Annotated in this window: 9 protein-coding genes; 3 read left to right on the plus strand and 6 right to left on the minus strand. The window is 65.9% G+C overall.

From position 1 onward, the window contains the following. Positions 1–32: 32 nt before the first annotated feature. The 3 genes from HZZ16_RS10190 to HZZ16_RS10200 are packed head-to-tail and all read left to right on the plus strand — an operon-like array spanning position 33 to position 3,441. On the plus strand, positions 33–1,856 hold the full coding sequence (locus HZZ16_RS10190; RefSeq protein ID WP_197948336.1) for an ABC transporter permease: 1,824 nt from the start codon (positions 33–35) through the stop codon (positions 1,854–1,856). Next, a complete protein-coding gene (locus HZZ16_RS10195) occupies positions 1,856–2,704 on the plus strand; it encodes an ABC transporter ATP-binding protein (protein WP_197948337.1) in 849 nt (282 codons plus the stop codon). Before HZZ16_RS10190 ends, HZZ16_RS10195 begins: the two co-directional genes overlap by 1 nt. Next, on the plus strand, positions 2,701–3,441 hold the full coding sequence (locus HZZ16_RS10200) for an ABC transporter ATP-binding protein (protein ID WP_197948338.1): 741 nt from the start codon (positions 2,701–2,703) through the stop codon (positions 3,439–3,441). Before HZZ16_RS10195 ends, HZZ16_RS10200 begins: the two co-directional genes overlap by 4 nt. Positions 3,442–3,595: 154 nt before the next feature. On the opposite strand, the gene HZZ16_RS10205 is transcribed toward HZZ16_RS10200, so the two are convergent. The 6 genes from HZZ16_RS10205 to HZZ16_RS10230 all read right to left on the minus strand — a co-directional run bounded on the left by HZZ16_RS10205 (position 3,596) and on the right by HZZ16_RS10230 (position 11,657). Further along, positions 3,596–5,110 carry a helicase HerA domain-containing protein gene (locus tag HZZ16_RS10205; RefSeq protein WP_197948339.1) on the minus strand — a complete coding sequence of 505 codons (1,515 nt, stop codon included), beginning with the start codon at positions 5,108–5,110 and terminating at the stop codon, positions 3,596–3,598. A gap of 168 nt (positions 5,111–5,278) precedes the next feature. Next, on the minus strand, positions 5,279–6,334 hold the full coding sequence (locus HZZ16_RS10210; protein ID WP_197948340.1) for a ketopantoate reductase family protein: 1,056 nt from the start codon (positions 6,332–6,334) through the stop codon (positions 5,279–5,281). Positions 6,335–7,317: 983 nt separating this feature from the next. Then, a complete protein-coding gene (locus HZZ16_RS10215; protein ID WP_197948341.1) occupies positions 7,318–7,953 on the minus strand; it encodes a MarR family winged helix-turn-helix transcriptional regulator in 636 nt (211 codons plus the stop codon). A gap of 815 nt (positions 7,954–8,768) precedes the next feature. Next, on the minus strand, positions 8,769–10,094 hold the full coding sequence (gene fliI / locus HZZ16_RS10220; RefSeq protein WP_197948342.1) for a flagellar protein export ATPase FliI: 1,326 nt from the start codon (positions 10,092–10,094) through the stop codon (positions 8,769–8,771). Between the two features lie 42 nt (positions 10,095–10,136). Beyond that, positions 10,137–10,865 carry a flagellar basal-body rod protein FlgF gene (gene flgF, locus HZZ16_RS10225; protein WP_197948343.1) on the minus strand — a complete coding sequence of 243 codons (729 nt, stop codon included), beginning with the start codon at positions 10,863–10,865 and terminating at the stop codon, positions 10,137–10,139. A gap of 3 nt (positions 10,866–10,868) precedes the next feature. After that, positions 10,869–11,657, minus strand: a complete 789-nt coding sequence (locus HZZ16_RS10230; RefSeq protein ID WP_197948344.1) for a DUF1217 domain-containing protein — start codon at positions 11,655–11,657, stop codon at positions 10,869–10,871. Between the last annotated feature and the right edge of the window lie 16 nt (positions 11,658–11,673).

The following is an 11,673-nucleotide window of genomic DNA, read 5'->3' on the forward strand; positions in this document are numbered from 1 at the left end:
TCCGGCCGCTTCACCCTCATTAGGAACGCGGCGTGTCTTCCTGGTTCGACTACACAATTAACGGGCTGATCATCGGCAATGTCTACGCCCTGGTCGCGGTCGGGCTCGCGCTGATCTTCGGCGTCAGCCGGCTGATCAACTTCGCGCAAGGCTCGATCTATCTGGTCGGCGCCTATATCGGCTGGGTCGCGGTGGTGCGGCTGCATACGCCGCTGCCGCTCACCATCATCGTGGTGGCGGCGGCCGCCGCACTGGTCGGCCTGGTCATCGAGCGGTTCGGCCTGCGGCCGCTGCAGAACTCGGTGCGCATCGCGCCGCTGCTCGCGACCATCGGCATCAGCTTCGTGCTCGATCAATTGGTGATGCTGACCTTCTCGCCCAATCCGCGCGCGCTGCCGAGCCAGCTGCCGGACGTGCGCTTCCAGCTCGGCGGCGGCACGATCGGGCCGCTCGATCTGCTCATCGCCGGCGTCGGCATCACCAGCGCGCTGCTGCTGTTCGTGTTCCTGCGCTACAGCAAGCTCGGCTGGGCTGTGCGCGCGGCGTCGCAGGACCGCGACGCCGCGATGCAGATGGGCGTTGACGTCAATCGCGTCAATCAGGCCGTCTTCGGCATCGCGGCGGCGCTCGGCGGCGTCTCCGGCATGCTGGTCGGGATGTACTACAACCAGATCGACACTGCGATGAGCCTGCAGGCGACGCTGAAGGGCGTCGTTGCCGAAGTGGTCGGCGGCGCCGGCAACGTGCCCGGCGCGGTGATCGGCAGCTTGCTGCTGGGCCTCGTCGAGAGCTACGGCGTTGCCGTGTTCGGCACCAGCTACCGCAACCTGTTCGCCTTCCTGCTGCTGGTCGTCGTCCTGGTGCTGCGGCCGAACGGCCTGTTCATCAGCCCCCGGCAGGCACCGCCCGAGCCGCTCACAGGCACCTTCATCGCGCCGAGCCGCCCGTTGCGCATTCCGCGCTGGGCGCTGGCCGTCGCAGGGGCGATCTTCGCGGTGCTGCCGCTCTTCCCGGTGTCCTTCTACGTGCTCCAGACCCTGATCAATGCCTGGCTGCTCGGCATGCTCGCGCTCAGCCTGACGCTGGTTGCGGGCACGATGGGGCAGGTCTCGCTCGGGCATGCCGCGTTGCTGGCGATCGGGGCCTATACGTCGGCGTTGCTGTCGCTGACCCTCAACGTCCCGGTCGGTCTCGCCATCATCGGTGGCGGCCTGATGAGCGCTGCGCTCGGCACGCTCTTGATCTCGCCGTCCTTCCGCCTGCGCGGGCACTACGTGTCGATCGCGACGCTTGCGATCGGCGAGATCGTGGCGCTGGTGATTCTGAACTGGGAGAGCGTGACGCGCGGCCCGATCGGCATCTCCGGCATCCCGCCGCTGACGCTGTTCGGCTACGACCTGATCAGCCCGTCCTCGGTCTACTGGTTCAGCCTTGCCGTGATGGTCGTGCTGGCGCTGCTGCAGGGGCGGCTGCTCACCTCGCATCTCGGCCGCAGCTTTCGTGCCATCCGCGACGACGACATCGCCGCGCGCGCCTATGGCCTCAGCCTGAACCGCTACAAGTCGCTCGCCTTCATCTTCGGCGGCTTTGCCGCCGGCGTCAGCGGCGGCATCGCCGCGCATCTTTATTCCTACATCAACCACGAGACCTTCAACACGCAGCAATCCATCCTGGCGCTGACCGTCGTCATCCTCGGGGGCCTCGGAAACGTCGTCGGCGCCATCGTCGGGTCGGTCGCGCTGGTCGGCCTGCCCGAGGTGTTCCGGATCGCGGCGGAGTATCGCATCCTAATCTACGGCATCGTGCTGCTGCTGCTGGTGCGGTTCAGGCCGCAGGGCCTGTTGGGGACGATCTGATGGAGAAGCAGCTTCACTCCATGCTGTCTCTGCGCGGCCTGACGCGCCGTTTCGGCGGCCTCACCGCGGTCGACACCATCGACCTCGACCTCGCCAAGGGCGAGCTGATCAGCATCATCGGCCCGAACGGCGCCGGCAAGACGACGCTGTTCAATCTGGTCACCGGGCTTGACCGGCCCGATGCTGGCACCGTCAGCTTCGAAGGGCAGGACATCACGGGCCTGTCCCCGGAGCGGCTCGCGGCCGAAGGCATCGCGCGCACCTTCCAGCTCGGCCGCGTGTTCGGCAATCTCAGCGTCATGGACAATGTCCTGATCGGCGCGCACACGCGGCTGCGCGCGGTGAAGCCGGCCGTGCCGGTGATCGGTCCGCTGCTGGAATTAGGTCTGGCCCTGCTGCGTCCTGCGAGTGTCAAGGCCGAGGAGGAGCAGCTGCGCGAGGAGGTGAAGGCCATCCTCGCCCGTTTCGGCGAGCGGCTGCTGCCGCGCATCGACCAGCCCGCCTATAGCCTCTCCTACGCCAACCGCCGCCGGGTCGAGATCGCGCGTGCGCTGGCGCTGAAGCCGCGGCTGCTGCTGCTCGACGAGCCGACCGCCGGCATGAACCCGACCGAGACCGCGGAGATGCAGGGGCTCGTCGCCGAATTGAAAGCCGAAGGGCTGACCATCCTGCTGATCGAGCACAAGCTGGAGATGGTAATGCGCCTGTCCGACCGCGTCATCGTCATGGACGAGGGCAAGAAGATCGCGGAAGGGCCGGGCGAGCAGGTGCGAACCGATCCCAAAGTGATCGAGGCCTATCTCGGCCACGGCCTGTCAGGGACGGCGGAGCAGGAGAGCGCGGCATGACGAACTCTGCTCCCGAAGCGCTGCTGACACTGTCGAACGTCAACACCTTCTACGGCCCGGCCCAGGTGCATTTCGACCTGTCGATCACGGTCGCACGCGGCCACATCGTCTGCCTCCTCGGCGGCAACGCCAGCGGCAAGTCGACGACGATGAAGATCATCCTGGGCCTGGTGAAGCCTCGATCGGGCGAGGTGACGTTCGACGGCGCCTCGCTGATCGGGCTTTCCACGCCGCAGATCGTCCGCCGCGGCATCGCCTCGGTGCCGGAGGCGCGGCGGCTGTTCGCCGACATGAGCGTGCGCGAGAACATCCTGATGGGCGCGTTCGTGCGCAACGACCGCGACGCCGTTGCGCAGGATCTCGACCGGATGCTGACGCTGTTCCCGAAGCTCGGCCAGCGGCTGTCGCAGCGCGCCGGCTCGCTCTCCGGCGGCGAGCAGCAGATGGTGGCGATGGCGCGCGCGCTGATGAGCCGCCCCCGCATGATCGTGATGGACGAGCCGACCATGGGCCTGTCGCCGCTTTACGTCGACCGCGTGCTGGAGCTGATCCGCAGCATCAACCAGGCGGGCGTCTCGGTGTTCATGGTCGAGCAGAACGCCAGCCTTGCGCTCGAGATCGCGCACGAGGCCTATGTGCTGCAGACCGGCAAGATCGTGCTGTCGGGCCCCGCGCGCGCGCTGAAGGACGACCCCCGCATCCGCGACGCCTATCTCGGCGGCTCCGAGGCGGCGTAGGCGTCTCAACCTCTCCCGCTTGCTTGCGGGAGAGGTCGCGCCGAAGGCGCGGGTGAGGGCTCTGTCCTCTTGTGGGCTGTCCGCTGAGGAGAGACCCTCTCCCCAACCCTCTCCCGCAAGCGGGAGACGGAGCGCATCTCACGCGTCGTAACAATCAACCCGACGCCGCGCTCGCGACCTGCTCCGCCGGCTGATCATCGGCGTTCGGATCGCCCGGCGCGGTCGCCCAGGCGAGCTCCACCAGCGTCACGATCCGGCGGCCGCCGCCGTCGAGCTGGACGACGATCAGGCCCTGCTCCTCCATGTAGCCGAGCAGGCGCTGCGCGCGGCGCAGCGAGTGCGAGCCGTAGGCGCGTGCAATCGCGGCATCGCCCGGGCAGGGCCAGCCTTCCTTCGCCGCGCGCGCAATCATCATGAACACGCCCTGCATGTCGTCGGGCAGGATCGAGGCGCGCAGCGCCACGTCCTGCCAGGCGTCGTCTTCGGTGAGATCCGTCCCGAGCCCGGCGCGCGCATGCGTCAGCATGCGGCGGAATTCGTTGAGATCGGGCACCGCCGCGCCTAGGCCCTCGATGCGGCAGCGGACCACGAACTCCTGATAGAGCACGCCGATGGCGCGGAAGCCGGCATCGGGCTCGGCCATCACGGCACGCAGCGTGCGATCCACGCGCTCGCGCCGCTCGGCGAGTTCTTCGGCACTGACGGGAGCCTCGACCAATTCGGGTCGGATCTCCGGCACCGCGGCGGCCTTCGCCGCGCGAAGCTGCTCGAGCAGATCCGGCGCCGGCCGTCGCTGCGGCCGGCTGGCATCGGGCGGCGGTGCGGCGAGAATAACCGCGCGAGCGTCTTCAAGCGTGGCCTCCGGCAGCGGCATCAGCCGCGGCGTCGCATTGCGCGGGCTGGTCTCGGTCGGGCCGATGTTGAGGCGCAGCGGCCGGCGCGACAGCGCAGGTCCCAGCGCCATGAACTGGCCGCGCTCGAGATCGCGGAAGGCTTCCGCCTGCCGCCGCTCCATGCCGAGCAGGTCGGCCGCGCGCGCCATGTCGATGTCGAGGAAGGTGCGCCCCATCAGGAAGTTCGAGGCTTCCGCCGCGACGTTCTTGGCGAGCTTGGCGAGGCGCTGGGTCGCGATGATGCCGGCAAGCCCGCGCTTGCGGCCACGGCACATCAAATTGGTCATGGCGCCGAGCGAGAGTTTGCGCGCCTCGTCCGAGACTTCGCCCGCCACCGCCGGCGCAAACAGCTGCGCCTCGTCGACGACCACGAGCATCGGGTACCAATGATCGCGGTCGACGTCGAACATCCCGCCGAGGAAGGCAGCTGCGCGTCGCATCTGATTCTCGGCATCTAAGCCTTCGAGATTGAGCACGGTGGAGACGCGATGCAGCCGCGCACGCTCGCCCGCGACCTGGAGGCCGCGCTCGGTGTGATCCTCGGCCTCGATCACCAGATGGCCAAAGCGCTCGGCGAGCGTGACGAAGTCGCCCTCGGGGTCGATGATGGCCTGCTGCACCCAGGGCGCGCTCTGCTCCAGGAGGCGCCGCAAGAGATGCGACTTGCCGGAGCCCGAATTGCCCTGCACCAGGAGACGGGTCGCCAGCAGTTCCTCGAGGTCCATGGCGGCCGCGGCGCCTGCCGTGGTCTGCCCCATCTCGATCGCAACCGTCATGTCCCCGACTCAAAGTCCCGTCATTCGCGGACAGCGGCTTATCAATCCAGCGTTGGCGCGTCGAGCGCTCCGGTGCGAATCAGGCGGTGTTGCCCACGCCAAAACTGGAAGGCTCCGCCCTGGCTCCATTCCTTCCGCCCGAGTGCCGACGTTGCCGGAAGCGGCGCACTACTGCGCGCCGGAGCCGCCCTGCACGATCTTCTCGTTCAGCTTCTGGTCGACGGTGCGATCGATCTCGGCGTTGGGAACGCCGAGCTGATGCGAGATCAGCTTCACCAGGAGGTCGACGCGCTCGATGAAGGGCGCGCCGCTCGCGACCGCGCGCGCGGCCGATGACGGCTTGAGCAGGCTCTCCGCGGCCTTGGCGTATTTCGCGAACGGCACCTGGTCCTGCGGATCGGCGCCGAGGCGGCGGGCGATCGCATCGACATGGTCGTAGATCGTCTGCGAGCGCTTAAGATCGCCGTGCACGGCGTCGCGGATGGACTGCGGCTCGTTCGGCGTGATGCAGCGGTAATTGCCGGTCAGCAGCATCGACCATTTCGCCAGCGGAACGAACAGGGAATCGAACACTTTCAGCTTCACCGGCACGTCGTGGCCGTCGAGCGTCACCGCGTCGATGTCGGCCTCCAGCTCGCGCAGCAGCTTGTTGTGCTTCTCGTCGGCGAAGACCGACGCCTTGAAGTTGGTGGGCAGGCCGACATGCAGCACGTTGGCGGCTTCTTCCGGCGGACGGAAGGCCTGCGGGTCTGGCGAGCACAGCGTCACCAGCCCCGGCTCGAACCGCTCCCAGACCTGCGCATTGGTGTAGGCCTCCTCGAGGTCCATGTCGGCGAGTGCCGGAAGCCGCTTCAGATAGGGCAGCGGCGGCATGTTCATGATCGACAGGCACGGCAGCTTCGCGGCGGCGATCTTGACCATGAGGACGCGCACCGTGTGGTTGGTGTATTGCGGCTCTTGCATCGCGAGGCCGACCAGATCGTAGCGGGAGAGGTCGACATTGGCCGGCGTCACTGCGTCGAGCTTGCCGGGGAGGTTGCGGGAGAAGATCGCCCGGTGCACTGCCTCGTCGCGCAGCTTAATGCGCACCTCGGTACCGTCGCGATTGATCAGCTCCGCGGTCTTGGCGCGGCAGACCAGGGTCACATTATGCCCGGCCATCAGCAGCTTCGTGCCCAGCAGCGAGCCGTAAGAAGCCCCGAGAATCAATATGTTGCGCGCCATGCTCCGTCCCTTGGCAATCTGTGTGATTTTGGGCCCCGGCCTTCATCCGCGGGGGCGAGTTGGGGGCATGTAAAGCGAAGAGCGGGGGATGGCAACTGGGATAATGCATACAAGGCCGCACTGGTTCTGGGCCGCAAGGGTACGGACGCCGTCGTTCAAGGACCTGCCCGGCGGGCGTGTTTCGCCTCCTGTCAACTCGTTCAGGCAAAAATATTCTTCTTTACCGAAATTCGGAAATATCGTATGTATCGCCCATCCCGGCTCGATCTTGAGGGGCGATCTTGATGTCGTCACGTGTCGCGAGCTGGGCTTGCGGTGGACGCGGCAGCGTCGGCATGAAAGGTGCGGGCAGGGCGGGTAGTCCCTGCGAGCTCGCAACCGCGTGCGGACGAGCGGCGCTGTAAGGCTCGTCTCGCCAGCATTTCTCCCGTGACGTCGACAGCGCGGGAGAACCCTGCTGCGACCATGCGAGCCGCGCGTACGGCAAAACCGTGTGGTCCTGGCCGTCGTTGCTACGGCCAAGCCCTTCGAAGATGCGCGCGAGCCCAACCGGGCAGACGGCATCGTCAATTCGCAGGGTGAGGGAGGCCAGAAGGAACTCGGCTCCCGGGAGAGCGCGGCATAAGCCGTCCGACCATCGCGCAGGGAAGGCCGTGTGTACGGCACCACCTGTATGCTGCTGTGCGGTTTTCTGCGTGTGCCTTTTGCGCAGCAGACCGCGGGTGCCAGCCGGCACCCGGCCTTCCCTGCGCCCTCTTGGCTCAACAGGGTGGAGTAACGAAGCAAAGCTCGGGCGAAATCAGCCGCGAGATCGGGAAGGCGTGTCTGCAGGCTGACCCGAGAGTTGGTGAATGACCATGCGACCTCATATTCCGTCATTGCGAGCGAAGCGAAGCAATCCAGAATCCCACCGCGGAGAGACTCTGGATTGCTTCGCTTCGCTCGCAATGACGATGTTGATGCAGCGCCGCTTCTTGGCGGCCTCAGCCCTGGCTCGCCACGCGCTCGCGGTCGAGATGCTGCTCGATCTTGGGGCGGTCACGCGTGCGCTCGAAGCTGGTGCAGAGCAGCTCGGTCTCCTCGAGCGAGATCGGAGCACGATAGAGCCGGCACATGAATTCGGCCGTTCCACGACCCTTGCCGGTGCCCGGGCCTCGCTCTGCGAGAAACATGCAATCCCGGCAGATGCTCGCTTCGAGCCGCTGATGGGCTGCATCGAGGTGATTGAGGATCTCGCGGAGAGAATCGCGCAGCCTGATGCACTCCTCGGTCCCGAGCGCCGTCACCGCGTTCACCACGTGATTGATCGGATCGTGCTGGCTCAGGCATTTCTCGCCCTGCGGCGTGACGTGCAGGACGACGGAACGCTTGTCCTCGTGCGACGGCTTGCGCACCAGGTACGACTTGCTCTCCAGAGTCTTCACAATCTGCGATGCAGTCGCGCGTGTGGCGCCGATGAAGCCGGCCAGTGCGGACGGCGTGCGCGAAAACCTGTTGGCGCGCCCGAGAAAGCGCAGCGCCATCCATTCCCGATCGCGCAATCCATGCTGATTGCCCTCGAAATACCAAGCCCGCGCCGCCTGAACCAGCAGCTCGACGGCTTCCCGCGCCAATGGCATGAATCTACCTCGTCCCCGGAACTTCGTCTGCGGCGTCCCGAAGCCGCCTTGCGCCCTGACTGTAAGACGAGCATGTCGAGTCGAACTCTCGCACAATGGCGCGGATCGCGCCGCGCCCGACCTGGGCCGATGAGCGTCGCATCGTCCGCAGCGAGAAGCCGTATCGCTGATGGCGTGCCAACGGCGTCGTCGTCGCGCGGGAGCTCGGGTTGCCGTCGCCGGCAAACGGTGGATCGGAGTAGCTCAACCGAAGCCCCAAAAAGTTCAAGTCACAAGCAGACGTTTCTTAATACTCAACCAAAACGATGGATGAGCTTGTCAACAAAATCAAGTAGTGACCCTCTCGCAGACTGGATGTCGTTGCAGGCGAATGTGTCGTTCAAGGACAATCTCGCTGTTCGGGACACACGATGGTGAACGCAATACATGGCATGGCGAGCAATATGCACTCGATAGTGTGAGAGTTTGATTGCACGCGCGTTGTTGTCTTACGTTGATGCAAACTGATCGAAGCTTGTGCATCACGAGAGCGTTTGGCGGCACGTCATCCACAACTTGTGCGTTCTGCCGCGGAATTGTCGAGGGAATTTGTTGGAACTACACGTGTCGGTTGTTCCCGCCGTGCTTGCCAAATCGGTCCTCCCGATCGCTTGCGCTGCGCTCGCGCACTTGTGTTCACCCGAACGGGTGAATTCGCTCACGAGACAAATCGCTGACCGATGTGCACGCGCATGCACTGGAAGCGTAGCGACATGCGCAATCTCCTGTCGAAAACCAAGGGCAGGGCGGACGGCGGGCGCTCACCCTCTCCACCGTCATTCGCCCTTGAGCATGTCGCGGAGCTCGCGGAACGGATCGGCGCTCGGCGAGGCCGACGCGCCCTGTCGCATCGCGTTGTAGATTCGCGGAACCATCTCGACCGCCTGGTCGAGGCCCGAATCACGTCCCGGCTGATAGCCGCCCATCAGGCGAAGGTCGCGCGTGTCCTCGTATTTCGCGATCATGGCGCGCAGCTTGCTCACCAATTCGCGCTCCTCGGGGTCCCAGACGTTGTGGGCGAGGCGGGAGACCGAGGCCAGAACGTCGACGGCCGGATATCGCGCCTGGTCGGCGATATGCCTTGAGAGCACGATGTGCCCATCCAGCGTGCTGCGGATGGTATCAGCAATCGGCTCGTTGTGATCGTCGCCGTCGACCAGCACGGAGAAGATCCCGGTGATGGTGCCGGATCCCTCCTCGCCGGGGCCGGCGCGCTCGAGCAGGCGCGGCAGATCGGTGAAGACCGTCGGCGCGTAGCCGCGCGCCACCGCGGGCTCGCCGGCGGCGAGCGCGACCTCGCGAGCGGCGTGGGCAAAACGGGTGATGGAATCGACCATCAGCAGGACCGATTCGCCGCGGTCGCGGAAATATTCGGCGACCGCCATCGCCGTCTTCGGCGCCAGCCGCCGCATCATCGGGCTTTCGTCGCCCGTCGACACGATTGTGACAGCGCGATGACGGTCGTTGCCCAGCACGTCCTCGATGAACTCGCGCACCTCGCGGCCGCGCTCGCCGACAAGGGCCAGTACGACCGTGTCGAAGCCCTGGCTGCGGGCGAGCATCGCGAGCAGCGTCGATTTGCCGACGCCCGATCCCGCAAAAATGCCGACGCGCTGGCCGGCGCAGATCGGCGCGAACAGGTCGATGACGCGCACGCCGGTGCGTAGCGGCCTGTGCACGCGCGCACGCTTCATGGCCGACGGCGCCTCCGCCTCCGCCGAGACCGCCTGCGATCCCTGAGGGAGCGGCCCCTGTCCGTCGAGTGGCGCGCCGAGCGCGTTGATGACGCGGCCCTTCCAACCGGGATCGGGCGCGAAGGACAACGGCGGCATGCGGGAGGCGACCGAGCCAAGCCCGCCTGCAAACTGCCGGTCGAACGGCTTGGCAATAATGCCGTCACTGTCGATCCGGACCACCTCGCCGATCTGGCGCTTACCGCCGCAATCGACGCCGATGAGCTCGCCGAGCCTGACAAAGCGCGACAGGCCGGAGACGCGGAAATGCGTCGGCGCGATCTCCGAGATCGCGCCGCTGACGCTTGCCAGGGGAGTGCTCTGCTGAAGCTCCAGCAGCGCCCACTCGAGTTGCCGAAGAGCGTTCAAGGAAACCGTCCAACCTCAATCCTGCTGCGCGCGAGGCGCAGTCTACTTCCCGGGTTCGCCGAGCGTCCGGATCGCGTTCTGCAGCGAGTTCTCGGTGCCCTCGATCATCGAATTGGTGCCGTCGAAAGCGCGCGAGGCCGAGATCAGCCGCGTCAGTTCGAGCATCGGATTGGCGCCGGAGCCTTCGACATAGCCTTGCTTGAAGCCGTCCCGGGAGAAGTCCGCGATGGCGGTCGCAGGCCGGTCGGGCGTCACGCCGGAATTGCCGTAGCGTTCGAGATTGGCGTCGGCCGGAATGCTGAACAGGCCGATGGTGCCGATCTCGTTGTTGTCCTGGATGATCGCGCCGCTGCGCGCGATCGAGATCGGGCCGCCGTTCGGATCGAGCGTGATCTGCGCGCCGCCGGAATCGACGATCGGAAAGCCGCTCACGGTCTGAAGATCGCCGTTGGGGGCGATCTGGAGCCTTCCGTCGCGCGTGTAGACTGTGCCGTTCGGACCGGCGAAGGCGATCCAGCCCTGGCCGACCACGGCGACGTCGAGCGGATTGCCGGTCTCGGTGATGTTGCCCATCTCGCGCGAGATGATGTTGTCGCCGGGCGAGGAGAACGCCACCGGCGTCGGGCCCGCCTTGGACAGCACGGTCTCGAACTTCACCACGTCGGTGCGGAAGGCGGCCGTGTTGACGTTGGCGACGTTGTTGGCGATCGTCTGGAGGCGCTTCTCGAGAGCGACCTGCGCCGACAATCCGACATAGAGAGCCGATTGCATGACTTACCTGTTGAACTTGATGTTCTGAAGCGTCGTGAGCACGTTGGTATCCATGCTGACCGACGTCGCGGCGCCGGCGATCAGGACCAGCGCAGGATTGGTCGAGCTGTCATTCCGGGCCTGGGTCGCATCCCACATCGCCGCAAAGCGCTGCACGAACTTGGTCACCTTGGCCGGGTCCTGGAAGTCGGTGAGCTTGATCTTGTCCGCGATCATCTTGGCTTGGGCGTCGATGTTGGCCGCGCTGATCGTCGACGGCAGGCCGAGCGCGGTCTGCACCACCTGCGTCAGCGCCTTATCGGCCAGGATTTGGTAGGCGGTCGTGATCGTGGAAGCCTTGCGGGTGAAATACAGCGCCAAACGCAGGCCTTCGTTCTGATCGCCGGCCTTCTCCTCCATCGTCTGCGTGACGTACTGGGTTGCGGTGCCGGTCGTGGCCGCGGCGGTCTGGGTCGCCTTGTCGCCGAGTGCGGCGAAGTTGAAGGCGGTCGCGAATTGCCGGTAGCGGGCGTCGGTCAGCTTGTTGGCGAAGGCGTCCTTGCTCGCAACACCCTCGGTCAGCACCTTGCGCATGAACGCCTTGGCATAGGTCATGTCGCTGAGGCCGTAAGCCTTCATCGCATAGGAATAGAGACGATAGTCCTTTAGGAAATCGTCGATGGTCTTCACCTTGCCGATATGGCTGAGGAAGTAGTCGGTCTCGCGGCTGACATCCGGCTGCTTCGCGACCTGCGTCAGCGACTTGCCCATGTCCTTGGTCAGCCTGGTGTAGTCCGCGATCGTGGATAGCATGACGCGCCCCTCTGGC

The sequence above is a fragment of the Bradyrhizobium glycinis genome, from assembly GCF_016031655.1.
Lineage (GTDB): Bacteria > Pseudomonadota > Alphaproteobacteria > Rhizobiales > Xanthobacteraceae > Bradyrhizobium > Bradyrhizobium glycinis.